The sequence below is a fragment of the Halorhodospira sp. 9621 genome (genome assembly GCF_022228055.1).
GTDB classification, from domain to species: Bacteria; Pseudomonadota; Gammaproteobacteria; order Nitrococcales; family Halorhodospiraceae; genus Halorhodospira; species Halorhodospira halophila_A.
In genome coordinates, this window is record NZ_JAJNRD010000001.1 from 114,227 (window position 1) to 139,590 (window position 25,364).

The 25,364-nt window shown below is 66.2% G+C and carries 17 protein-coding genes; 5 read left to right on the forward strand and 12 right to left on the reverse strand.

The features are described from left to right. Window positions 1–115: 115 nt before the first annotated feature. The 3 genes from LRF89_RS00530 to LRF89_RS00540 are packed head-to-tail and all read left to right on the forward strand — an operon-like array spanning window position 116 to window position 4,947. Window positions 116–3,976, forward strand: coding sequence for a DUF3683 domain-containing protein (locus LRF89_RS00530; protein ID WP_238636417.1), 3,861 nt, complete (start codon window positions 116–118; stop codon window positions 3,974–3,976). 20 nt (window positions 3,977–3,996) lie between these two features. Then, entirely contained in the window at window positions 3,997–4,332 is a 336-nt protein-coding gene (locus LRF89_RS00535; RefSeq protein ID WP_201167309.1) for a DUF3392 family protein, read from the forward strand. A gap of 36 nt (window positions 4,333–4,368) precedes the next feature. Further along, window positions 4,369–4,947: an NnrU family protein gene (locus LRF89_RS00540; RefSeq protein WP_201167324.1), complete on the forward strand. Its 579-nt coding sequence runs from the start codon at window positions 4,369–4,371 to the stop codon at window positions 4,945–4,947. A gap of 44 nt (window positions 4,948–4,991) precedes the next feature. Here the strand turns inward: LRF89_RS00540 and LRF89_RS00545 are convergent, their stop codons facing one another. Next, the gene (locus tag LRF89_RS00545) at window positions 4,992–6,455 is read right to left on the reverse strand and encodes an RsmB/NOP family class I SAM-dependent RNA methyltransferase (RefSeq protein ID WP_238636418.1); all 1,464 of its coding nucleotides are present in this window, start codon (window positions 6,453–6,455) and stop codon (window positions 4,992–4,994) included. A gap of 180 nt (window positions 6,456–6,635) precedes the next feature. Between LRF89_RS00545 and LRF89_RS00550 the strand changes: the two genes are divergently transcribed. Next, on the forward strand, window positions 6,636–9,104 hold the full coding sequence (locus LRF89_RS00550) for a sensor domain-containing protein (protein WP_238636419.1): 2,469 nt from the start codon (window positions 6,636–6,638) through the stop codon (window positions 9,102–9,104). Here LRF89_RS00550 and LRF89_RS00555 read toward each other — a convergent pair. Next, complete coding sequence (locus LRF89_RS00555; protein WP_238636420.1) at window positions 9,099–10,172, reverse strand: EAL domain-containing protein; 1,074 nt, start codon at window positions 10,170–10,172, stop codon at window positions 9,099–9,101. The two genes, LRF89_RS00550 and LRF89_RS00555, sit on opposite strands and share 6 nt — an antisense overlap. 162 nt (window positions 10,173–10,334) lie before the next feature. On the opposite strand from LRF89_RS00555, the gene LRF89_RS00560 reads away from it, so the two are divergent. Beyond that, window positions 10,335–12,935, forward strand: a complete 2,601-nt coding sequence (locus tag LRF89_RS00560) for a PEP/pyruvate-binding domain-containing protein (RefSeq protein ID WP_238636421.1) — start codon at window positions 10,335–10,337, stop codon at window positions 12,933–12,935. On the opposite strand, the gene gdhA is transcribed toward LRF89_RS00560, so the two are convergent. The 10 genes from gdhA to LRF89_RS00610 all read right to left on the reverse strand — a co-directional run bounded on the left by gdhA (window position 12,932) and on the right by LRF89_RS00610 (window position 25,229). Further along, on the reverse strand, window positions 12,932–14,281 hold the full coding sequence (gene gdhA, locus LRF89_RS00565) for an NADP-specific glutamate dehydrogenase (RefSeq protein ID WP_201167339.1): 1,350 nt from the start codon (window positions 14,279–14,281) through the stop codon (window positions 12,932–12,934). The genes LRF89_RS00560 and gdhA overlap by 4 nt on opposite strands. Window positions 14,282–14,484: 203 nt before the next feature. Then, complete coding sequence (locus tag LRF89_RS00570; RefSeq protein WP_201242549.1) at window positions 14,485–14,628, reverse strand: hypothetical protein; 144 nt, start codon at window positions 14,626–14,628, stop codon at window positions 14,485–14,487. A 111-nt stretch (window positions 14,629–14,739) separates the two neighbouring features. Then, window positions 14,740–14,946, reverse strand: a complete 207-nt coding sequence (locus LRF89_RS00575) for a hypothetical protein (protein ID WP_201167345.1) — start codon at window positions 14,944–14,946, stop codon at window positions 14,740–14,742. A 5-nt stretch (window positions 14,947–14,951) separates the two neighbouring features. Next, entirely contained in the window at window positions 14,952–15,533 is a 582-nt protein-coding gene (locus tag LRF89_RS00580; RefSeq protein WP_201167363.1) for an electron transport complex protein RnfA, read from the reverse strand. Beyond that, window positions 15,523–16,182, reverse strand: a complete 660-nt coding sequence (gene rsxE, locus LRF89_RS00585) for an electron transport complex subunit RsxE (RefSeq protein WP_201242552.1) — start codon at window positions 16,180–16,182, stop codon at window positions 15,523–15,525. The genes LRF89_RS00580 and rsxE overlap by 11 nt, the downstream gene beginning before the upstream one ends. Then, window positions 16,182–16,871 carry an FMN-binding protein gene (locus LRF89_RS00590; protein WP_201167369.1) on the reverse strand — a complete coding sequence of 230 codons (690 nt, stop codon included), beginning with the start codon at window positions 16,869–16,871 and terminating at the stop codon, window positions 16,182–16,184. The genes rsxE and LRF89_RS00590 overlap by 1 nt, the downstream gene beginning before the upstream one ends. Next, window positions 16,868–17,887, reverse strand: a complete 1,020-nt coding sequence (locus LRF89_RS00595; protein WP_201167372.1) for an RnfABCDGE type electron transport complex subunit D — start codon at window positions 17,885–17,887, stop codon at window positions 16,868–16,870. The genes LRF89_RS00590 and LRF89_RS00595 overlap by 4 nt, the downstream gene beginning before the upstream one ends. Beyond that, window positions 17,887–19,233 (reverse strand): electron transport complex subunit RsxC, encoded by a 1,347-nt coding sequence (rsxC, locus tag LRF89_RS00600; protein WP_238636422.1) that lies wholly within the window; start codon window positions 19,231–19,233, stop codon window positions 17,887–17,889. Before rsxC ends, LRF89_RS00595 begins: the two co-directional genes overlap by 1 nt. Window positions 19,234–19,235: 2 nt before the next feature. Next, window positions 19,236–24,206: a 2-oxoacid:acceptor oxidoreductase family protein gene (locus LRF89_RS00605; protein ID WP_238636423.1), complete on the reverse strand. Its 4,971-nt coding sequence runs from the start codon at window positions 24,204–24,206 to the stop codon at window positions 19,236–19,238. Between the two features lie 141 nt (window positions 24,207–24,347). Further along, on the reverse strand, window positions 24,348–25,229 hold the full coding sequence (locus LRF89_RS00610; protein ID WP_201167379.1) for an RnfABCDGE type electron transport complex subunit B: 882 nt from the start codon (window positions 25,227–25,229) through the stop codon (window positions 24,348–24,350). Window positions 25,230–25,364: the final 135 nt, after the last annotated feature.

Here is a 25,364-nt window from a genome sequence, read left to right on the forward strand (position 1 = left end):
TCTGCAGTTCTTCGCTCACGTTCCCTCCTGTCTTGCGTCGGCAAGGCGTTCGGTCGAGTCGCGGCCCCGAGCCTGATACCATGTTCAGCTTCGATGGCAACCCTGACCGTTGAGAATGGCCGCAAATACGCAGGAACCGACCCGTATCCGAGAGATTCCCTATAACTATACGTCCTTCTCCGACCGAGAGATCGTGGTCCGTTTCCTCGGCGAGCAGACCTGGGACCTGCTCAACGAACTCCGGGGCGAGCGGCGCACTGGGATCTCAGCCCGCATGCTCTTCGAGGTCCTCGGCGATCTCTGGGTTGTCTCCCGTAATCCTTACATCCAGGACGACCTGATCAATACCCCAAGGCGGCTGCGCGCGCTGGTCAGCTCCATGCACCACCGCGTCGACCAGATCTTCGCGCGCGCCGATGGCAACCAGAAAGGCATCGACCTGGGCGAACGGGCTCGCCGCGCGGTCCGCGATTTCGAGCAGCACTATCGCCGTCAACGTCAACGCCGACAGCGCATCAAGCGGCGGCTCGCGCGCCACACGCGCAGCGACAACATCTGCTTCGACGGCCTCTCGCGGGTTTCCCACGCCACCGACGCCACGGACTGGCGCGTCGAGATCCCGTTCCTCGTCCTCACCCCGGATACCGAGGCGGAGATCGCCCCGCTGGTGGCGACCTGCATCGAGGAGGGGCTGACCATCATCCCCCGTGGTGGCGGCACCGGCTACACCGGCGGTGCCGTGCCGCTGGACGGCGACTCGGCGGTCATCAACACCGAGAAGCTTGATGCGATCGCTCCCGTCGAGGAAGTCGACCTCCCCGGGGTCGACGGACCGGTGAGCACCATCCATGTCGGTGCCGGCGCCGTCACCCGCCGGGTCAGTGAGCGCGCCGAGGCCCACGGTCGCGTCTTTGCCGTCGACCCCACCTCCCAGGACGCCTCGACCATCGGCGGCAACATCTCCATGAACGCCGGTGGCAAAAAGGCCGTCCTTTGGGGAACGACACTCGATAACATCGTCTCGTTCCGCATGATCACCTCCGAGGCCAAGTGGATTGAGGTCGAGCGCCTGGACCACAACCTCGGCAAGCTTGACGAGCTCGACACGGTGCGCTTTCGGGTCACGCACTACGCCCGGGACGGGCGCACCCAGGAGGGCGAGCCGCAGATCCTCAGTTTCTCGGGCACCTCGTTCCGCAAGCCGGGTCTCGGCAAGGACGTCACCGACAAGTTCCTCGGCGGCCTCCCCGGCGTCCAGAAGGAGGGCTGCGACGGACTGATCACCTCTGCGCGCATGCTCGTCCACCGCATGCCCGAGCACGAGCGCACCGTCTGCCTCGAGTTCTACGGCCACGACCTCCACGAGGCCGTGCCGGCGATCACGGAGATCCGTGACGACCTGCTCGCTGACGAGAAGGTGGCGCTGGCCGGTCTGGAGCACCTGGACGAGCGTTACATCCAGGCGGTGGATTACTCGCCCAAGGCCAACCGCAGCGAGATCCCCAAGATGATCCTTCTCGCCGATCTGGCCAGCGACGACCCCGACGCCGTCGCCGAAGCGTCATCGCGCATCGTGCGGCTGGCCAATGCGCGCAACGGCGAAGGCTTCATCGCGGTCTCGGCGGAGGCGCGGCGGCGCTTCTGGGCGGAGCGTTCCCGGACAGCCGCCATTGCCTCGCACACCAACGCGTTCAAGATCAATGAGGATGTCGTCATCCCGCTGGAGCGCCTGGCCGAGTACACCGAGGGCGTCGAGCGGATCAACGTCGAGCAGTCCATGCGCAACAAGCTCGCTATGCTCGACGAGCTGCTCGACTACCTGAACGGCGACATGCCCGAGGTCCGTCAGGTCAAGGACTTCGAGGACAGCGAGGAAGGCGACCGGATCCTCGCCGACAAGAAGGCAACCGCCCGTGAGCACCTGAGCCGCGTCCGCGAGCGTTGGCAGCGGATCCTGGAGGCCTTCGACGACCGCGCCGCCGAGCGTGATGACCTCCTCGATGAGACGGCCCGCGCCGACTGCCGCCCGGAGGACCGGATCATCGATCTGCTCCTGCGGCGCAGCATGCGCATCTCTTACCGCCGGGAGGTCGAGCGACCGCTGGAGGAGTTCTTCAAAGGCCGCGACTTGCAGCCGGTGCGTGCCCGCTTCACCGAGATCCACGACCGGGTTCTGCGCAGCCGCCTGTTCGTCGCCCTGCACATGCACGCCGGTGACGGCAACGTGCACACCAACATCCCGGTGAACTCCGGCGACTACGGCATGATGCGCGAGGCCGAGCGGATTGTGGACCGCATCATGGAGCTTGCGCAGTCCCTGGGCGGCGTGATCACCGGCGAGCACGGCGTCGGCCTGACCAAGATGCAGTACCTGGATCCGGAGCAGGTGCAGCGCTTCGCCGAGTTCATCGACCGCGTCGACCCGGAGGGCCGTTTCAACCGGGGTAAGCTCATGCCCGGTTCCGGTCTCGAGAATGCCTACACGCCCTCGCTCTTCCTCGTCGAGGAAGAGGCGCTGATCCTCGAGGAGAGCGAGCTCGGCGAGCTTAACCGCGATATCAAGGACTGCCTGCGCTGCGGCAAGTGCAAACCGGTGTGCAGCACCCACGTACCGCGGGCCAACCTGCTCTACTCACCGCGCAACAAGATCCTGGCCGCGGGGCTGATCATCGAGGCCTTCCTCTACGAGGAGCAGACCCGGCGCGGGCTGTCGCTGCGCCACTTCGACGTCATGAACGACGTGGCGGATCACTGCACCATCTGCCACAAGTGCCTCAAGCCCTGCCCGGTGAATATCGACTTCGGTGACGTCACCATCCGGCTGCGGGATATCCTGCAGCGGCGCAAGCAGCGGCGTACGCGCCTGCAGACCCGGGTGGCCATGGGCTTCCTGAACCTCACCGACCCGCGCCTGATCAAGGCCCTGCGCCTGGGCATGGCGCGCTTCGGTTTCGCGGCACAGCGCCAAGTATCGCAGACCCTGCGGCGACTCGGCGTCTTCCCGCTCAAGCGCCGCCCCGGCAGCACGACCGAGCGTTCCAGCATCCCCGCCCAGGCGGTGCACTTCCTCGAGAAGCCGATGCCGTCCAACGTGCCGCCTCAGGGCATGCGTCAGATCCTCGGTGCCGAGGAGTCGGACCATATCCCGATCATCCGCGACCCGCAGAAGACCGACGAGAACAGCGAGGCGGTCTTCTACTTTCCCGGGTGCGGCCCGGAGCGACTGTTCAGCCAGGTGGGCATGGCCACCCTGGCCATGCTCCATGACGCCGGGGTGAAGACCGTTCTCCCTCCGGGGTACCTCTGCTGTGGCTACCCGCAACACGCCGGCGGCTACATCGATCGTGCCAAGCAGATCACTACCGCCAACCGGGTGCTCCTCCACCGGGTGGCCAACACCCTGAACTACATGGACATCCAGACGGTGGTCGTCTCCTGCGGCACCTGCATCAGCCAACTGGAACTCTACGAGTTCAACCGGATCTTCCCGGGGTGCCGCCTGATCGACATCCACGAGTTCCTGCTCGAGAAGGGCTATCGGCTGGAGGGCAGCGAGGCCACGCAGTACCTCTACCACGACCCCTGCCACCCGTCGATCAAGACGCAGAACCCGACGAGCGTGGCCACGGAGCTCATGGGCCAGCCCGTGCAGCTCTCCGATCGCTGCTGTGGTGAGTCGGGGGTCTTTGCCGTCTCCCGTCCGGATATCTCCAGTCAGGTGCGTCATCGCAAGCAGGAGGAGATCCGCCAAGGTGTCGAGTCGCTGACCGGGGCCGAGCGCGCCGAAGACGGCAACGTGCGGATGCTGACCACCTGCCCATCGTGCCTGCAGGGGCTGTCGCGCTATCGCGAGGACACGGGCGTCGAAACCGACTACATCGTCACCGAGATGGCCCGCGAACTCCTCGGCCACGACTGGCAGGAGCGCTTCACGGAGCAGGCCCGGAAAGGCAGCCTGGAGAAGGTCCTGCTGTGACAACCGTAGGGTAGGCGACGGTGAGCGAGTTGATCGACGAGTTGCTGTGGCGATCCGGCACCTGGGTCCATGGGCATGTCCACGACATCGCGCTGGCCCTGGTAGCGACGCTGCTGGTGGTCTACGGGGGCAGCATCAACCGCTTCGTCGCCCGCCCCCTGCGGCCCTATCCGTGGCTGATGCGCGTCGGTGCGTTCGTACTGATGTGCGCCTTCGGCTACGGTCTGGTCACGGTCTGGATCACGCCCCTGCTTGCCGAGGCCCTGCTGTATATCGAAACGCGCTACCTGGGCGTCGCGGTCATCGGCGCCTTCCTGGTCATCGGCTGGCTCGCCGAGCGCCGCAACCAGATCTGACGGCACCGTAGCGACCTCACCACAAGGAGTTCCACCATGCTGATCCTGCTGCTGGGCCTGATCCTGTTCCTCGGCACCCACTCGATCCGGGTTGTCGCCGACGATTGGCGGGCCAACCAGATCGCCGCCTACGGCGAGATTCCTTGGAAGGCCGCCTACTCGGTGCTCTCGCTACTGGGGCTGGTTATCGCCATTTACGGCTACGGGCTGACCCGTGTCGATGCCATCTGGGTGTGGACGCCCCCCACCTGGACCGCGCACCTGATGGCGCTAGTGATGATCCCGGCCTTCATCCTGCTCTTCGCCGCCTACGGGCCAGCCAACCGCATTCGCAACGCCATCGGCCACCCGATGTTGCTGGCGGTAGCACTGTGGGCCCTGGCCCACCTGATGGCCAACGGGCGCCTCGGTGACCTGGTCTTCTTCGGCGCCTTCCTGGCCTGGGCCGGCGTGACCTTCGTCTCGGCGCGGGAACGGGATCGCCGTCAGGCCACGACCCCGGCCGAACCGAAACGATTGGGGGATGCTTGGGCCATCGTCGGTGGGCTGATCGGCTACATCGTCTTCGCCCTGTTTCTGCACGTACCGATCACCGGCGTCCCGGCCCACTTGTAGGGACCCGGCACCCGATGGCGGGTCCCGCCAACGGGACCCGCCGGCTATCCTCCCGACCCGCCGGCTGCACGCGACCAGGCCTTGGGGAATAGGCTGACCACGGCACCGCCGCGGTACATGCCGATACCGACGGTATGGCCGTGATGGCGCAATACGCTGTGTCCTCCCTCGGCCAGGCCGACGCAACGCTCCGGCCCGGGGAACAGCGGCTCGCGGCGGAAAAAGGCGTGGACCTCGTCCCGGTCCAGCTCCAGCACGGGCCCCCGGGCACAATGGCCCAGGGCCATGACCCCGGCCGTGGAGGGCTTGGGCGGCCGGGTCTGCGCCCGCACTGCCGGAATCCCGCTGCGCACGACCGGCACCCCTCCCGCCGCGACATGGCCGGAGGCGACCACCTTGGCGTACTTGCTGCCCTCGAAGAAGGCCGTCAGCCCATCCAGCACATCCTCCGGCACTCCGAGTTCGTCCTTGAAGGTCTGCAGCAGAACCCGGGCGCGTGGCTCCTCCTGCACGGCAGGCAGGTCATCCGCTGGGTTCTCGCGCTCACCGCTGCCCACACGACGCAACACCGCCACGAAAAAGCCCCCGGTGTCGTTGTGGTGGGGCCACAGGCGTCCGCAGGACTCCATCTCGGCGCCGTAATGGGCCCCGTCCCATGCCTCCAGGCCTGGGCTCAAGTGCAGCCCCGACACCCTTGCAGGTACCAACTCGAACGCGCCCGGGGCTCGCTCGAGCGCGGCAGCGACCACCGCCTCGTTCTCTTCCGGGGCAAACGTGCAGGTCGAATAGACCACCGTCCCCCCGGGCCGCGTCAGCGCCATCCCGCGCAGCAGCAACCGCTTCTGCCGCTGAACGAGCCGCTCGCGGAACGTCGGTGATGTCGGCTCGGCGGCCGTCGCGGTCTTGCGAAAGGTGCCCTCGCAGCTGCACGGGGCATCGACAACGACCTTGTCGAAACGACCCGCAGCCCAGGGCATGCCCTGCCCGTCGCGAACGGTCTGGGAGACATTGAACAGCCCGTGCCGTTTGACCGCCTGACCGAGAGCTCCCAGGCGGCCGGCACTGGCGTCGTTCGCGACCACGGTGCCCCGATTGGACAGGGCATCTGCAATCTGGACCGTTTTGTTCCCCGGGGCGGCACAGAGATCGAGGACCCGTTCGCCGGGTCGCGGATCGAGCAGTTGCACGGGCAACAGCGAGGCAGCTTCCTGGATCTGGTAGAGACCGGCGATGGCGCCCCAGTGGTGGCCAGGCCGGAATCCGCCTTCAACCAGTAGAGCATCCCCCTGCCAGCCCAGCGGCTGCGGATCCCACCCCTCGTCCCGCAAAAGGCTGGCCAGCTCATCTCTGGAAAGCCGCGTCGTATTGGCGCGCAGACACGGGGTTAGTGGCCGCTGAAGGGTGCCGCAGAAAGCCTCCCAGTCGTCAATCAGGGGTCGGTAGCGGGTATAGGCGCTCTCACCCCGGGCCAGATCCTCGGGCGGCTGGTATCGCTCTCTTCGGGCCACGCTCCCTCCGGGTCAAAACCGTTTATTGTAACCGGCCGCGAATCCTTCGGGCACGATGGAAGCTGCACAGCGCCCGCGTCCTTCCCAATAACCCTGCAGTCTGTGCGAAACTGCCCCGAAGAAAACCGCCCTTGTGCGGGCCCGGTCCGGGGGTGTGCCGGACGATCCGGGAGGAGACCGATGCAGCAAAGGGGCGATGCCGGCAAACGCTCCGGGGCTTTCACCACCGCCGGTCCGGGCAACGCCCCCGTGGGGGTTCAGACCTGGCTGGCAGCGCTGGATGCCATCGAGGTTCCAATCTTTATCCACGATGCCGAGCACCGGATCGTCGAGGCTAACCGGGCCTACTACGAGCAGGTCGGCCTACACCCTGAAGACGTGCTTGGGCGCCCCTACTACGAGATCTTCCCCCGACGCGACGGCCCCCTGCCCGGCTGCCGCCACGGACTCCAAGCAGCACAATCCGGGCACGGCAAGAACGATCCGACCGGGGACGCGGCGCTGGAAGAACGCTTCACCGTGGATACCGGCGAAACCTTCCTGTCGCGCTCCTTCGCCGTACACGACGAGGAGGGCACCTACCGGCACTCGGTGCACATCCTGGAGGACATCACCGAGCGCAGCCGTGCGGAACGGGAACAGACCCGGATCCACCAGGCCTTGCGCGAGCGCGAGGAGCAACTCCACCGACTGTTCGAGAACATGACCGAGGGCGTGCTGGTGGTCACCCCGGACGGTACCGTGCGTTACGCCAACCCGAGTGCGGCACGGCTCTTCGCGCGCGACAGCGCAACCCTGATCGGGGCCGTGATCGGCCTGCCCATCGGCGGACCCGATGCCCAGGAAATCGAGCTGCGCAGTCCCGGCGGGGAGTTGCGGACGGTCGAGATGCGCGTGCGCGAGATCCACTGGCAGGACCAGCCAGCCCACCTGCTCAACCTGCGCGACGTGACCGAGCGCAAGCGCATCGAGACCGAACTGCGCCAGGCCGCTATCGTCTTCGAAGAGGCCCGGGAAGCCATCCTGGTCACCGATGCCGAACAGCGCGTGGTCGCGGTCAATCCGGCTTTCACCGAGATCACCGGGTATGCCGAGCAGGAAGTCCTTGGCAAGGACCCGGCGCTGCTCTACTCCGGTTTCCACGATGAGGGCTTCTACGAGGCCATCCACCGGGCCCTGGCCGAGCGCGGCTACTGGACCGGGGAGATGTGGAACCGGTGCCGGGATGGCACCACCTTCGCCAGCCTGGTTACGATCCGCGCGGTCTATGACAGTACCGGGCAGCTGACCCATTACATGGCGGTGCTCGCCGATATCTCCCGGCTCAAGGAGTATCAGAGCCAGCTGGAGCGGATCATGCACTCAGATCCGCTCACCGGCCTGCCCAATCGCCTCGTGTTCCAGGATCGCCTCCATCAGGCCCTGGTGACCACGCAGCATCACACCGGCTGTTTCGCCGTTCTCTCCCTGGATCTCAACGATCTCAAGGCGATCAACTACAGCCTCGGCCACGCGGTGGGCGATGCCATCTTGCAGCAGCTCGCCGAGCGGCTGCGCGCCACCCTGCGCGAGGAGGACACCGTAGCCAGGCTGGGCGGCGACGAGTTCGGTGTACTGCTCCTCGGCGTCCGGGACGCTAGCGAGGTGGCAACAATCACCGAGGGATTGACCCGGGCGTTGGATGCCCCCTTCCAGATCGCCGACCGGAGCATTCCCATCGCCGCGAGCATCGGCATCGCCGTCTATCCCGAACAGGAAGCCGGTGCGGCCGACCTCTTCCAGCAGGCGAATGCTGCCATGCATCAGGCCAAGCGCGAGGGCATCAACTACCGCTTCTTCAGCGAGGAACTCACCGAGCAGGCCCGCGAACGGGTTCAGCTGGGCAGCGAGCTGCGCCAGGCCCTCGACGAGGGCGGGTTGGAACTCCACTACCAACCCCAGATCGAGCTGAGTAGCGGTGCCTGGGTGGGGCTGGAGGCCCTGGTCCGCTGGCACCATCCGGTACAGGGCTGGATCAGCCCGGAGCGGTTCATCCCGGTGGCCGAACGCATCGGTCTGGTGACCGCGCTGGGCGCCTGGGTCCTCGAGCAGGCCTGCCGGCAGGGACGCGCCTGGCTCGACGCGGGCTTTAACTTCGGCCGCCTGGGGGTCAACTTCGCCGCCCCGGAACTCACTGCGCCCGATCTCGGCCAGCGCGTGCTGGCCACGCTCGAGCGCACGCGGCTACCGGCCCGCCACTTGGAGATCGAGGTCACCGAGCGCCTGCTGGTGGATCCCGATCCGGTGGTGATCGAGCAACTGCAACAACTGCGCGATCACGGCGTCACGGTGGCGCTCGACGATTTTGGAACCGGCTACTCGGCGCTTAGCTACCTGCGGGACCTGCCGGTGGACCGGCTCAAGATTGACCGCAGCTTCGTCGACGGTCTGCCGGAAGACGAGCGCACACTGGCCATCGCCCAGGCGATCGCCGGCCTCGGCCGTAATCTCGGTTTTACCATCATCGCCGAGGGGGTCGAGACACCGGCGCAGCGTGAGGCGCTCATCGGCATCGGCTGCCCCTGGGCCCAGGGGTTCCTGTTCGCCCGGCCCGCGCCGGTCGCCGGGATCGAGGCCATGGCCCCGCACTTCCCGCGGGGCGCCCTATAGCGAAGGAGGCGGAGAAGCCGGCCGCGCAAAATAGAAGCCCTGCAATAGGTCGACACCGACTTCGCGCAGCCACTCGGCCTCATCCCGCTCCTCGACCCCTTCGGCAACGGTCGTGGTGCCCAAATTGCGGGCCATGCCGACCAGTGCCTCGACGATGGTCGCCTGCCCCGGGTTGCGATGCACGTGCCGGATCAACTCGCGGTCGATCTTCACGAAGTCCGGCTCAAGATCCTTGAGCAGATTCAGGGAGCCGTAGCCGGCCCCAAGGTCGTCCAGGGCGATGCGGAACCCACCCTGCCGATACTGATCCACGATGTGGCGCAGGTGACGGTGGTCGGAGATCGCTTCGGTCTCGACAACCTCGAAGACAATGCGCCGCGGGTCCAGGCCAAGTTTCTCCACGGCGCCCACGGTGGTGCGCAGGCAGAAGGCCGGGTCGTAGATGGCCGTTGGCCGGAAGTTGATAAAAAGGTTGGCCTGAATCCCCTGGAGGTGGCTATCACGGATCGCCGCCACGCGCGCCAGTCGATCCAGGTGAAACTCCAGATCAGCCAACTCCGCCGCCCGGAACATCGCCCCGGGTGCGATCACCCCCCCGTCGCCGCCGACCCCGCGCATCAGGCACTCGTAGGCGAACACCCGCTGCGGATCCCGTGCATCAACGAGGGGCTGATAGTGGATCTGGATCCGCTCGCTGCGGATAACCTCCAGCAGCCACTCGTGCTCGGCGCGAGCCACCCAGGTGGAAAGCGGACGGGACTGGAACAGCGACCGGGCGTCGAACACCTCACCGTGCTCCATGAAGACAGCGGAACCGGCGGCCATCTCTGGTTCGCTCATCAGCGGCTCCAAGGCGGCGAGCAGCACCGGCAGCGCCTGCCCCGGTACCTCGACTCCCATGACCCCGGCCGCCGGGAACCGCACCCGCCACCCGGCGTCACGCAGTCGGACGTAGACCCGATCCCGCGTGTGCTGCAGCGGCGGGGCCAGGTAGAACGTCCCCGGGGCCGGACTCAGATCGGGCAGCTCCGGGCTGCCGGGGCAGATGGTGGGAACTTCAATGGTCATCGGTACGCTGCTCTCCTTGGGTGACGACTCCGTACGGTGGCGGACAGCCCCGCGCTGCTGCGGTTTTTTCACGCCTAGCCTAATGCATGGCCCCGGAGAACTCCCATAGTGGTGCCGGCGAATCTGGCACAATGCGGCTGTCTCACCACAACGGGGGTTCCCATGGAAGATCCGCGCGCTGTCTCCACGGGCATTGCCGGCGTCGACGAGATCCTCGATGGCCTGCGCCTGGGGGACAACGTCGTCTGGCGTGTCGAAGATCTCGACGACTACCGGGCATTCCTCAGGCCTTTTGTGGAGACCGCCCGCGAACAGGGGCGTGCCATCATCTACCTGCGCTACGGGCAGCACGCCCCCCTGCTCAACCCCGGCTCCGGCGTCCGGGTGGTGGAGATCGATGCCCGCGGCGGCTTCGAGGCCTTCACCAGCCGCGTCTATCAGTTGATCACGGACTACGGCCGCGGCGCCTTCTACGTCTGCGACTGCCTGACCGATCTCCTCCAGGCCTGGACCACCGATTACATGGTGGGCAACTTCTTCCGTGTCGTCTGTCCATACCTTTTCGAGCTCGACACGGTCGCCTACTTCGCCTTGTGCCCGCACAGTCACTCCCACGGCACCCTGGCGCGGATCCGCGAGACCACCCAGGTACTGATCGACGTGCGCCGGGCCGGCGATGAGGTGCATATCCAGCCCGTCAAGGTCTGGCGGCGGCACTCACCGACCATGTTCCTGCCCCATCGCCAGCGCGGCGAGCGGTTCTTGCCGGTGACCGACAGCAGCGACGCCACGCGGTTGCAGGACCGGCTGGAGCGCCAGCACCAGGAGGATCGTCAGCGCCGCCTGCTCGACTACTGGGATCGCTTGTTCCTCAGTGCCGGGGAATGCCTGGATCAACCCGCCGACGACCCCCAGAGGTGCGCGATCCTCGAGGAGCTGCTCGGGGCGTTGATCGGGCACGACCCGCGCCTGCTGGGGCTCGCGCGGCAGTACCTCGGTCTCGACGATCTGCTGGCCGTGCGCGCGCGGATGATCGGCAGCGGGCTGATCGGCGGCAAAGCGGTGGGCATGCTGCTGGCGCGCAACATCCTGCTGGCCGAGGACGCACAACGCTGGCAGGCGGCGCTCGAACCCCACGACTCCTTCTACCTGGGTTCCGACGCTTACTACGCCTACATCGTGCACAACGGATGGTGGCCGCGGTTAATGCGCCAGCGCACCGAGGCGGGTTACTTCGAGGAGGGGCGCGAACTGCACCGGGCCATGCTCGAGGGTGAGATGCCGCCAGAGATCCGCCCGGAGCTCGAGCGCATGCTCGATCACTTCGGGCAGTACCCGATCCTCGTGCGCTCCAGCAGCCTTCTGGAAGACGGCTTCGGCAACGCGTTCGCCGGCAAGTACGAGAGCATCTTCTGCGTTAACCAGGGCAGCCCGGAGCAGCGACTCGCCGAGCTTGAGGAGGCCATCCGTCGGGTTTACGCCTCCACGCTGGCCGAGGATGCCCTGGTCTACCGTCGGCAACGGGGGCTCGATCGCCTGGAAGAGCCGATGGCTCTGCTCATGCAGCGGGTCAACGGGCGCTACCACCGCCATCTCTACCTCCCCGATGCCGCCGGGGTCGGCGTCTCACGCAACCCCTTCGTTTGGGACGCGGGGCTCGACCCAAAGGCGGGCATGCTGCGCCTGGTGATGGGCCTCGGCACACGGGCGGTGGATCGCATCGGCACGGACCACGCCTGTGTCGTCGCCCTCGATCAGCCCCACCGCCGCCCCTTCCGCGACCGGGACGACCTCTACCGGTTCTCGCAGCACGAGGTCGACTGCCTCGATGTCAACGCCAACAGCCTCGCCTCCCTACCCCTGCGGGAGCTGGTTGCCCAGGCCGAGGACCTCCCGCTGGAGCGGCTCGGTGAGCTAGACCGTGCGGCCACGCAACGGGCCCGCGAACTCGGCGACAGCAACCCGGTCTGGCGGTTGACCTTCACCCCGCTGCTGCGCAGCGAGGATTTCGTCACCCGGGCCGCAGCCATGCTGCGGACGCTGGAGTCTGCCTACTGCCACCCCGTGGACGTGGAGTTCACCGTGCATCTGGATGAGGCCGGCACCGCCTCCTTCAATCTGGTCCAGTGCCGCCCTCTGCCCACGCGTGGCGAGGGCTCGTTGGCGCCACTGCCCGAGTCGGTCCCCGAAGAGCGACTGTTCATGCAGAGTGAGGGCCACTTCATGGGCAGCAATCTGGATCTGCACCCGGGGCACATCCTCCGGGTCCACAGCAGCCGCTACGCTGCCCTGAGTCGTGCGGCGAAGCATCAGGTGGCCACACTCATCGGCGTGCTCACCCGCCGCTTGGCCGAGGAGGAACCCGGCGCACCCATCGTGCTCATCGGACCGGGCCGTTGGGGGACCAGCAGCCCAGAGCTGGGTGTGCCAGTCGGCTTCGCGGACATCAGCCGCGTGGCGGTCCTCGCCGAGGTCGCGGAGATGGGATCGGAGGTGGTGCCCGATCTCTCCTTCGGGTCCCACTTCTTCCAGGATCTGATCGAATCGGGGATCGCGTACGTGGCGCTGTTCCCGGGAAGGCCCGGCAGCACCTACCGGCCGCAATGGCTCGACGGCGGCCCGGCACAGCCTGCCGAGACGCCCCGCGGCCAGGGCGCCCCCGACGACGTATCGGCGGCGGTCGAGCACTTCCGCGTTCCGCCCGGAAGACTGCGCCTCGCCGCCGACCTCGTCGAGCAGCGCCTCCTGGCCTACCAGCCCTAGATCAGCCCCATCGCTACCATGGCATTGCTGACCTTGATGAAGCCGGTGATGTTGGCACCGGTGACGTAGTCCCCGGGGACACCGAACTCATCGGCGGTTTCGTAGCAGTTGCGGTGGATGTCGACCATGATCTCGTGCAACCGCTCCTCGGTGTGCTCGAAGGTCCAGGAGTCGCGGCTGGCGTTCTGCTGCATCTCCAGGGCGCTGGTGGCCACGCCGCCGGCGTTGGCCGCCTTGCCGGGACCGTAGGCGATCCGGGCCTCCTGGAACATGCGGACCGCCTCGGGCGTACAGGGCATGTTGGCCCCCTCGGCCAGCGCGGTGCAGCCTTTGTTCAGAAGCTCCCGCGCGTCCTTGCCGCTGATCTCGTTCTGCGTTGCGCAGGGCAGCGCCACGTCACAGGGGACGGTCCAGATGTTGCCATCCTCGACGTACCGGGCCTTCGGCCGCTCGTCGGCATAGACGGAAATGCGCCGCCGCTCCACTTCCTTGATACGCTTGATGCGCTCGAGGTCGATGCCGTCTTCGTCGACGACGATACCACTCGAATCGGAGCAGGCGATGACCTTGCCGCCCAGCTTGCGGATCTTGTCCATGGCGTAGATAGCCACGTTGCCCGAGCCGGAGACCACGCAGGTCTTGCCCTCAAGATCCTCTCCACGGGCCTTGAGCATCTCCTGCAGGAAGTAAACGGTGCCGTAACCCGTCGCCTCCTTGCGGGCGCGGCTACCGCCCCAGGTCAACCCCTTGCCGGTGAAGACACCGGATTCGTAGCGGTTGGTGATCCGCTTGTACTGGCCGAAGAGGTACCCCACCTCGCGCTGACCGACGCCGATGTCACCGGCGGGCACATCGGTGTACTCGCCGAGGTAGCGGTAGAGTTCGGTCATCAAGCTCTGGCAGAACCGCATGATCTCGTCGTCGGAGCGGCCCTTCGGATCGAAGTCGCTACCCCCCTTGCCGCCGCCGATGGGCATGCCAGTGATGGCGTTCTTGAACACCTGCTCGAAGCCAAGGAACTTGATGATGCCCAGGTACACCGAGGGGTGGAAGCGCATGCCGCCCTTGTAGGGGCCCATGGCGCTGTTGAACTCCACCCGGAAGGCGCGGTTGATGTGGATCTCCCCGTTGTCGTCTTGCCAGGGAACCCGGAAGATGATCTGACGCTCCGGCTCGCAGATCCGCTGGATGATCTTGTGGTCCGCGAACTCCGGGTACTTGCTCATGACCGGGCCGAGGGTCTCGAGCACCTCGTGCACCGCCTGGTGAAACTCGCTCTCGCCGGGGTTGCGGCGAACAACATCCTGATAGATCGGTTCCAGTTTCTCGTCGAGCCGTGCGGTCATCTTCTTCTCCGTTTTTCAGTGCCCCGGAGACCCGTGCGGCCCCCGACAGGACGATGTCTCTTCTCCGGCGGGCGCCCGGACGGATCCGGCACCCACCGACAGGATCTCAGGCGCGGGAAGTCTGCACTAAAAACGGACCCGTGTGCACCATCCCGGTGCCACGGCGATCATCTCTGTGCGGCATACGGTCGCCGGTGAACGGCTCAGACGCCGCGGATCGCCCCTGCCATCCGCTCGATGCCAGCGAGGGTAAAGACCAGGATGATCAGGATGATCAGCACTGCCACCGACCAGGTCAGCACACGCCCCCAGAACGTGCCCTCAAGGATCTCTCGCAAGCGGCCCATAACGATACCCCAATCTCTCGCGACCACGGTCTCGGCCTCATCGAGAGTTTGATGCAGCGTGCTCCTGCTCGTTCCACGCTGCGACATCAAGCCGTGGGCAGCTTTGCCACGTCAGTTGTTGCCGCCCGACGGCCCCTTGCCGCACATGTCCGCGATCGCGCAGACCCCGCACCCCCCGTGACCGGCCCCTTCCCCCTCCGGCGTGGTAGGCCCGAGTTCCGGGTGCCGGCGCGCGAAACGGCGCGCCGCACCCTGGACACCGACCCAGCCGACAACCAGCGCAAAGATGACGAGGAACGCCGCAACGTAGGTGCCCATATCGGCTACCCCCCGAGTCCAGCGAAGCCCATGAACGCCAGCGACAGGACCCCGGCCAGCATCAGGCTCATCGCCGCGCCGCGGGCCACGGAGGGCACGTCGGCCAGATCGACCTGCTCGCGCAGGCCCGCCATCAGTACGATCGCCAGGATGAACCCGGCGCCGGCGCCCAGGCTGTAGGTCACCGACTGCAGGAAATCGTACTCGTAGCTGGTCTGGAACAGCGCCACGCCCAGGATCGCGCAGTTCGTGGTAATCAGCGGTAGGAAGATGCCCAGTGCCCGGTAGAGGGGCGGGCTGAACTTCTTCACCACCATCTCCACCAGCTGCACCGCCGAGGCGATGACGGCGATGTAGGCGATCAGGCTCAGGAACTCGAGCTCGAAGTAGCCCAGCACGATGTTGATGCCGTAGGCGGCCAGCGACGCGATGAGCATGACGAAGGCACTCGCCACGCCCATGGGAAAGGCCGTGCCCAGCTTGCCCGACACCCCGAGGATGGGGCAGATGCCGAGGAACAGGGCGAGCACGAAGTTGTTGATGATCGCCGCATTGAGGAAGATGTAGCTTAGGGAATCAGCGTCCATCGGCGGTCGCCTCCTTACCGGCAGCGGCGCGCTTGTTCTGCCGCTCCTTGATCCAGGCAAAGAGCAGCAGCCAGCCGGCGAGCACGAAGAACCCGCCCGGCGGCAGCAGCATGATCACCCAGGGCTCGAAACTGTCGGCGAAGACCTGAATACCCAGGATCTCCCCCGCCCCGAGGAGCTCACGCACGGTCCCGAGGCAGAGCAGTGCCAGCGTGAAACCGGCCCCGACGCCGAGGGCGTCAATCAGCGTCTTACCCAGCGGCTTGCGCGACGCGAACGCCTCGGCCCGGCCGAGGATCATGCAGTTGGCCACGATTAGCTGAATGAACGCCCCGAGGGCGTTGTAGATATCCAGGCTGATCGCCTGAATCGCGTAGTCGACCACCGTGACGAAGCTCGCGATGATCACGATATAGGAGGCGATGCGCACCTCCTTGGGGATGAAATCGCGCAGAATGGAGACCAGCCCGGTGGAGCAGACCAACACGAAGGTCGTAGCCAGCCCCATCGCCAGCGCGTTCTCGGTGGTGTTGGTCACAGCCAGCACCGGGCACATCCCCAGGAGCATCACGAAAACGGGGTTCTCCCGCCAGATGCCGCTGAGGAAGGTATCCATGGTGATCGGTTCTTGCTCACGCTTGGCAGCCATCACTCATTCCTTTCCAGCTCGGACCAGTGCCCCTGGAGCTGCGGCAGTCGCTCGTCCGCGCTCCGGTGCAGCATGTCTCCGATGGCTTCGGCGGAGACGGTGGCCCCAGTGATCCCGTCAATATCGCCGGGATCCTCGCGCTCTCCCGGGTCTACGGTGCGGATGCCGTGCTTCAGTCCGGTACCGTCCTCATTCAGTGAGGCGTCCAACCCTTCGATACTGCCCAGGAAGTCCGGATCGGTCTCGATCCGGTCCCCCAGACCCGGCGTCTCCTGGCTCTCCAGGACGGACATGCCGACAATGCACGCGCAGGACGGGTCGTAGCCGTAGAGGATGCGGATCACATCCGCATACCCTCGCCCCGAGGCCTCCAGCGCCACTCCGGCCAGGGCGCCGTCCTCGGTATAGCCGGCGTGGATGATCGGGCCTCGCTCCTGGGCGTCCTCCTTCGGCACCGGGCCCTCGTCGGTCAGCACGAAATCCCGGCGTTGCGTAGCCCCGGGGATGACGTCGAAGACCGCCTGCTGCAGCGCCCGTTCGTGGTTCTCGGCGATGATCGGCCGGGTCCACTCGACCACGCTGACCACCAGCAGCCCGGCGAACAGCGCGATCACCCCCAGCGTCCCGATCAAACGCAGGCTGGAGGTCGGCGTCGGCGCCACCTGCTGGGACTGGGCTGCTTCGCTCATTGCCCCCTCCTCTTGCGCAGGCCATACATCCGCGGCTGGGCAATGCGCTCGATCAGCGGCACCGCCGCATTACCGAGCAGGATCGCGTACATCACACCCTCGGGAAGACCACCGAAAAAGCGGATAATGACCGTCAGGAAGCCGATCAGGATGCCGTAGATCCAGATTCCGGCCGGCGTTACCGGCGACGAGGACATATCGCTGGCCATGAAGAAGGCGCCCAGCATCAGGGCCCCGGAGGCCAGCACGAAGAGCGGATCCGGGTAGGCGGCGGGATCCAGGGCGTAAAACACGCCGGCCGTGGCCGCGGCACTGCCCAGCACCGAGACCGGCACGCGCCAGTTCACCGCGCCACGCAGCACAAGGAAAAGGCCGCAGACGAGGACCAACAGCGCCGAGGTCTCCCCGGCCGAGCCGGCGATGGTCCCGAGCATGAGGTCCCACGTTTCGGTGGCGATCTGCCCCTCGAACTTCCACTCGGCCAGCGGGGTCGCCGTTGTGTACGCGTCCACCGAATCCGGCGTCATGAACGGCAGGGCCAGCGTCGACGGCAGAAACTCCGTGAAACGATCAGCCAGGCCGGCCTGCGTCCAAGTGGAAGACGCCTCGGGGAAGGCCGCGGCGGCGAAGGCACGGCCAAGCAGCGCCGGGTTGAACGGGTTGTAGCCCAACCCCCCGAACAGCGCCTTGCCCAGGGCGATGGCCACGAAAGCCGATACCGCCGCCATCCACAGCGGGAAGGCCGGCGGCAGCGTCAGGGCCAGCAACAGCCCGGTAATGACCGCACTGTAGTCCCCGATCGTACTCGCACGACCCGATAGCTGATTGAACAGCTGCTCGGTCAGGACCGCCGTGACGGTGGTCACCACTAGCAGTGCGGCGACACTGATGCCGAACTGGTAAACCGAGAAGGCACACACCGGCAGCAGAGCCAGGACCACCGAGCGCATGATGCGCTCGACCGTGTCCGGCTCCTTGATGTGGGGCGATGTCTTGATCTCGATACGCGGGCGCATTAAGAGGCTCGCTCCCGATTCAGCGATTTGGCAATCCGGAAGTACTGCACCAGTGGGATGTTCGAGGGGCAGACGTAACTGCAACAGCCGCACTCGAAGCAGTCATTGAGATGGAAGCGCTCTTCCATGGCCTCGTACTGCCGCTTGGCTGCAAGCCGCCCGAGCTCAGCCGGGTTGAGCCCCACCGGACACACCTCCACACAGCGACCGCAGCGGATGCACGGCTGCGTCGGCGGGCGATCGGTCTCATCGCCGACCCCCTCGGGCAGCACCAGCACTCCCGAGATCCCCTTCGTGACCGGCACATCCAGGAACGCCACCGTGTTCCCCATCATCGGCCCACCGAGGACGATTCGGCTCGGATCATCTCCCTCGAAGCCGACCTCCTCGAGCAGGTAGCGCAGCGGCGTGCCGACAGGGACCCGATAGTTGCCGGGGCGTTCCACGCCGGGACCGGCCACGGTGATGACGCGCTCGATCAGCCCCTCCCCGCGCGGGAGCAGGTACCCGAGCTGCGCCATGGTGCCGATGTTGTTGACCACGGCCCCGATCTCGTAGGGCAGGCCACCCGAGGGCACCTCCCGGTCAAGTAGGGCCTTGATCAACATCTTCTCCGAGCCTTGGGGGTACTTGGACTTGAGCTGCACCACCCGGATGGCGTCTTCTTCGGCGACCGCCTGCTGCAGCGCGGCGACGGCATCGGGCTTGTTGTCCTCGACGCCGATCACCGCCTCCGGAGCACCCACCGCCCGCATCGCCAAGCGCACGCCGGCGATGATGGACTCGGTGGCTTCGATCATCAGCCGGTGGTCGGTACTGAGAAAGGGCTCGCATTCGCAGCCGTTGACCACCAGCGTGTCGATGGCGTAGCCCTCCGGCACCGAAAGCTTCAGGTGGGTAGGAAACGACGCCCCCCCCTGCCCGACGATCCCGGCGTCCTGAATGGCCTCGATGAGCTCCTGACGCGAGAGGGCATCGAGATCCCGCTCCCGGCTCCAGCGCACCACCTGACTATCGCCCGGAGCCGTGCGCAGGAGAATCGCCTCGGTCTTGGGACCGCGGGCGGTGGGCATGAGCTCGACCCCCTCCACGGTACCGGTCACCGGGGCGTGGATCGGAACCGAGGGCCAGCCATCCGCCTCGGCGATCGGCTCACCGCGGCTCACCTCCTGCCCACGGGTCACCAGCGACCGCGCCGGACGCCCGAAGTGCTGCGTCAGCGGCAGCACCATGCGCGGGGCAAACGACAGACGCCGAATGGGCTGCTTGCGGGTCTGATCCTTGCGCCCCGGGGGCTCAATCCCCCGGGGGAAGGTCAGTCCACCCAGAAAGGACAGCACGCTCATGGTCAGTTGAACTTCTCTGCCCGCTTGATGAGCTTGTCCAGGCCCGGCTCGTTCGGGTCGAACGGGGTGCCCGGGTGGATCGCGAACGAGGCGCACTTCTCCGCCGCGCGGACGATGTCCTTGAACGACGCCCCCTTCGGATCCTTCACAACGACCTGCTTGTTGTCGTCGTACTCAAAAACGCCGGGGGCGATGTCGATGCAGTCATCGCACGCGGTGCACTCGTTGCTCTCCACCCACACCGGATCGTGGGCTGCGGTGGGCGCGGCATCGGCAGCGCCCCCGTCATCGGCCCCCTGACCCTGCGCGCCCGCGGAGGACACCGCCGACTCGGGGGCGGCGAGCGCGCCGGCCAGCTGGCCGGCATCCTCGCCGCTGGCCATGGAGACCAGGGCCGCGCTGATCCGTTGCGCCATCTCCTGACGCGTCCGGGCAGCCACGGCCTGCTCATCGACCTCTTCACGATCCAGTCCGAGCAGACCCTTGAGCTGATGCCAGAAGTCACGTCGCTCCTCGGTCGAGCGGACCAGCTCCTCGGAGACGATGACCCGGACCAGTCGGTTCTGCTTGTCCACGGCCCAGATGTAGGGGAACAGGCCCTCGCGATCCTCTTCGTCGAGCTCCAGCAGCTCCACCAGCGGGATCATGTCGTCGTTCCACTTCTCCGGCGGCACCTGCTTGAAGTGCTTGCGGAAGCGACCCTCGGTCAGCGCGAAGTCGGCAAAGGTCATGGGTAGTTCCATGCTCTGCTCCGCGCCCTCCTCGTCGAGGTAGTTGAGGGTGTACGTCGGCCAGTCCTGCTCGACCTCAGGGTTACCCTCGAGATCACTGCACTCGCGGAACGTGGTGCCGCGATCCGGGTTGTAGCGGAACAGCGGGTAGGCCCGGCCGTCCACTGCCATACGCGACTGCATGAAGGCCACATCGTCCCCCACTCCGTGCTCCGGCGGGCAGACGGCGTAGACGTTGAACACCGCTGGACGCCGGGTGTTGAGACCCTCGATGAAGCTCTCCAGCAGGTGCGTGACGTTGGCGATGGTCCCCTGCGCGACATAACTGGTGCGGTGGGCCATGCCGATGAGGCTGATCTCCTTGCGGATCTCGTTCTTGCCCTTCCAGGCCTTGCCGTAGGGCGCCATGTCCGAGACCTGGCTGATGAACCCAGAGGTGCAGGCCTGGCCACCGGTGTTGGAGTAGACCTGGGTATCGAGCACCAGCACCTTCACCGGCTTCCCGGACATCATGGCCCGCGACAGGTTTTGGAAGCCGATGTCGTACATGGCGCCGTCGCCGCCCAGGCTGACCACCGGCGGGCACAGGGCGTACTCCTCGTCGGTGAAGTTCTCCCAGTTGAACTGGGCGAAGAACGCGTCGTGCTCGGCCGGATCGTACTTGCCGGCGAGTTCGAGTTCGGCCATGCGGATGGCCTTGAAGCCATCGGCCATCTTCGACATGTGCCCCTCGAAGATGCCCACTGCCATCGACGGGCTGTCCTGGAACAGGTGGCTGGTCCACGGGAACGGATAGGGGTTGTAGGGATACGTGCTCCCCCAGACCGAGGTGCAGCCTGTGGCGTTGATCACGCCCATGTGGGTACGGCCGCGGCCGGTCGGCCCCTCGGTGTAGCGCCAGCGCAGATCCTTGAGCCGGGCCAGCACGTCGGTAGCCCACTTCAGCCAGTCGGGATCCACAGTCTGGCTGCCCCGCCCCTCATCCAGCGTGCCGGACAAGCGCGAGAGCGTCAGGTCACGGTCCGAGTGTGCCTGGATGGCCTCGTGGACCGCGTGGACGTCGGAGATATCCATGCCTTCGGCCAGCTTGAGGCGGATGTGCTGCTCCAGCCGGGCGATCAGGTCGTCAATCTTCTTGACGTGCTCCTTGACCCGGGGCTGCATCAGCGCCGAGACCGTGGAGGTGAACAGGTGCACCGCGGTCTTCTCGCCGCAGCCCAGGCATGCGCCGTCGCCGGCGTTCAACGACTCGTAGTTGGTCTTATCGAGCAGCAGCGTCTCCAGGGCGCCGATGCCCTCATCCAGGTCGTCGATGCGGATGTAATCCTTGCTGGTGCTCGGCAGATCAAGCCAGAAGTCCCAATTGCGCCGCATTCGGTCGACGTCGTCCTGGGTCTGTGTCACCGCCTCGAGGGCACCCTCGTCACAGATGCGGACGCACTCCATGCACCCCTTGCAGGTATACGGATTGACCGCCAGGGAGAACAGACCGCCACTGCCGGGGCTGCGCTTCTCCTGCGCGGAGAAGAACGGCTTGGTGACGGCGAACTGGAAGTCGCCGATCTGCTCGCGCAGCGATGCCAGCTCCCGCTCCAGACGCTCCTTATCGCCGCCATCGAGCGTGCTATCGGCCAGCAGGCGCTGGATGGAGTCGTCGAGTTCAGCGTGGAAGTCGGCCTCCTCGCCGGCCTCGAGCAGCGCACTGCGCAGCCGCTTCTCAAGATCGCGCACGGCGCGCCGCAGATGGCGTGTCGGCTGGGTCTTCTCGATACGACGCACGCCGGTGTCGAAGATCTCGCCGATGCTGTTGACCAGCCCGGGCAGTGCGGTGTCCGGACAGACCGCGTAGCAGTCCCCGCAGGCCGTGCACTTGGCCGGATCCCAGGCGGGGTACTCGAAGCGTACCTGGGTCATGTCCCGGTAGATCGCCGTGGACGCCGGGATCAGCGACTGCGCCATGAAGGGATCGGCCAGGTTGTCACTGCCCTGCCCGGCGACATAGAAGCTGCCGGTCTGCTCCCAGAAACGGTGGATATCCGAACGCGCATCCTCGGACTTGGGCAGACGCTTGAGCATCACCGGCATCTCCGGCATGGCCCGCTGCTCGCCCGAAGCCGGCGCCACGGCACCGCTGAGGGTCTTGTCGGTGATCTCCACCAGTTCATCGAAGCCGCGGCGGACCACCCGCAGGTTGTCCTCCACCACGCGGCGCCCCTTGCTGCCGAACTTCTGCTCGAGCTGCTCCTCGATAGCGCGGAAAAGTGAGTCACGTGTCAGGCCGCGGCGCTGCATAAGCGGCGACGACGCGAAAAACGCGCCCTGGAAGGCAATGCCCTGCATGCGGAACTGCAGATCGGCATCCGAGGCCTCGTCCCGGGCAATCTTGAACGCATCGAGATAGTAGACGTGGATATCGTTCTCGACGATGTAGCGCTGGGCCTCCGCCGGGAAGCTCTCCCAGACGGCTGCCGGCGAGTCCAGGTTCGACTGGATGACGAACGTCCCGCCCTTGGCCAGGCCGGCCAGCGGGTTGGAGTGATCGAAGACGTTCGGATCCGGCGACAGGACAACCTCGACCTCCTTGAGCTCGCTGCTGACCCGGATTGGCTCCGGCGCAGCAGCCAGGTAATAGGTGGTCGGCTGCCCCTTCTTCTCGGAGCCGTACTTCGGGTTCGCCTTGATGTGGAAGTCGAGCAGGTCGAAGAGCGTCATGGCCAGGTTCTTGCCGGTGGTCATGGCGCCCCAACCGCCAACCGAGTGCAGCCGCGCGGTGATCGCCTCATCGGGCATCAGGCTCGGGTTCTCGGAACCGCGCAGTGCCATCTTCTCGATACCCGGGTAGGCCTCCTGCACCTTCTGCTGATGCACCTCCTGGGTGGGCGTCGCCGGGTTGGGCCGGATGAAGTCCACCGACAGGTAAAAGAACGTCTGCTGCGGCCCGTCGCCGAGCATGTTCTCCACGGCGGCGATCAGCCCCTCGGGCTGCAGGTCGCGCGAGCCCAAGCCGTAGGCACCGGAATAGATCCGCGGCATGTCCCCGCCGCCGAAGGACGGATAATCCGGGTACGGTTTGCCTTCCCCGGCGATGCGGTTCTCCAGGCACTTGGTCAGTGCCGCCCGGGTTTCGCGGGCCAGGGGCAGATCCTCGGCCAACGGCTGATCCGTGCGCTCGAGCACGGCGACGCCCTTGCGCCCCTTGAGCAGCTGGGCCAGGTCGGCGCCAGGGAAGGGACGGAACATGGTCAGATTGACCACGCCCACCGGGATGCCGCGCGTATCCCGCAGGTAATCGGCCACCGCCTCGGCAGTGGCCACCATGCTGCCCTGACCGACAATGACGTACTCGGCGTCGTCCATCCGGTAACCGGAGACCCGGTTGTAGCGCCGGCCGGTCAGCTGGGAGAACTCCTCCATGCAGGCGTCGGCGATCTCGGGCAGGTGGGCGTAGAAGTACGGCCGCTGGGCCGCCACCTGCTGCATGTAGGCGTCCTGGTTCTGCACCGAACCGGAGAGCATCGGGTTGTCGACATCCCAAATGGCGGGGATACGGCGGCGCTGCTCGCCATAGAGCATCCGCTGCGCCGGGGTCGGACAGTCGATGATATCGTCGGCACTGCCCAGGTACTCCTGGATCAGCTCCCGCTCGGGGATGCGCAGCGACTCGATCAGGTGAGTGGTCAGGAAGCCGTCCTGACCGACGATACCCGGGTTGAGCGCTAGCTCGGCGATCTTGTGGGAGATGATGTTCAGGTCCGCCGCCTCCTGGGCGTTCTTGGCGAAGACCTGGAAGAAGCCGGTGTCGTCGACGCAGTGGTAGTCGTCGTGGCCGGCATGGACGTTGAGCGCGCCCTTGGTGATGGCGCGGCAGCCCATGTTGAGGATGTACGGCAGTCGCTTGCCGGCAGCGGCATAGAGCGATTCGTGCATGAACGCCACGCCCTGCGCCGACGAGAAATTAATCGCCCGCAGGCCGGTCATCGACAGCCCTGCGGTCATCGCCGCAGCGGCGTGCTCGGACTCCGGCTCGATGAAGATCAGCGAGCGACCGGAGACATTGATATGACCCTTGGAGACCTCCTCGGCCCACATCTCACCCATGTCCGTGGACGGAGTGATCGGGTAGGCGCCGGCGGCGTCCGAGGATTCGCGCTCGCACTGGATGACGGCACTGTTGCCGTCCATCGCCCCGCGAATCCCCTGATACTTCATCAGGTCCTGCGACGTAGTGCGCTTGAAAAGCATATCGCCTCCCCTAGCTTGCCCGGTCCGTCCGGACCGGTGCTCATTTCGAAATCTGTGTACCTGTAACCGCCAGACGCCACACCGCGGCGCCGGCCCGCGCGCATGCCGGCCGGCCAGCCATGCGGGTTGTAGCGCTGTGCCTCAGACGCGAGGCAGGGGTTCCATGCGCGGTAGAGGTTCTTTGCGGGTGATCTTCCGTGCGCCCGCACCCCGTCGGGGCTCACCGTCTTCCAACCAGACAATGGCGCCCGTTGGACAACGTTCGATCGCCACTGGTGAGGCCAGGTCGTTCTTGCTGTAGTCGATCACCGCCAGGTTATTTTCCATGCGGATCAGACCTTCCGGCGCGTCGGCTGCACAGCGCCCGCAGGCAGTGCAGACGACCTCACAGTGGGATTCGGCCTCGTCCTGCGGATCCTGGTTGCGGCAATTGATCCACAGGCGGTGGCTTTCGGGTTGCAGGCTGAAGAGGTCTTTTGGACAGATTTCGACGCAATCACCGCAGCCGGTGCATTTTTCGGCATCCACGATCGGCAGGCCATACCGGTTGAGCTCAATGGCGTCGAAACCGCACTCGTCCTCGCAGTCACCAAGGCCGAGACAGCCCCAGACACAGCCCTTGCCACCGCCGGCGACCAGCGCCGCCGCTCGACAGGACTTGAGCCCCTCGTAGCGCGCCCGGGTAGCCGCCACGTGGGTGCCGCCAGCGCAGGCCAGTCGGGCGATTAGCCGCTCCTGGTCGCCTACGCTGACACCGAGCAGGTCAGCGATCTGCTGATTCAACTCGGGGGAGTTGACTGTACACCGGGAAGGCTGGGTGTCGCCGTTGATCAGGGCTTCGGCAAACGGGCGACAGCCCGCGACCCCGCAGGCCCCGCAGTTCGCCCGAGGCAGCAGGTCCTCGATCTCGTCGATTCGCGGATCCTCGTAGACGTAGAGCCGCCGATTGGCCACGGCGAGCATCGCGGCCAGGAGGATACCCAGGCTCGCCATCACGCCGCCCGCCAGGGCGATCTGTGTCATTGCCGAAGTCACTCGCTGCGTCCCTTCCCGATGGTGTTAACGGTATTGTGCAGTGAACAATAGCGAGTGGAAATTACCCTCATAGAGGTCGACAGGTCAAATCCCGATGGGTTTTCCGGTGCCCGCGACCACCCG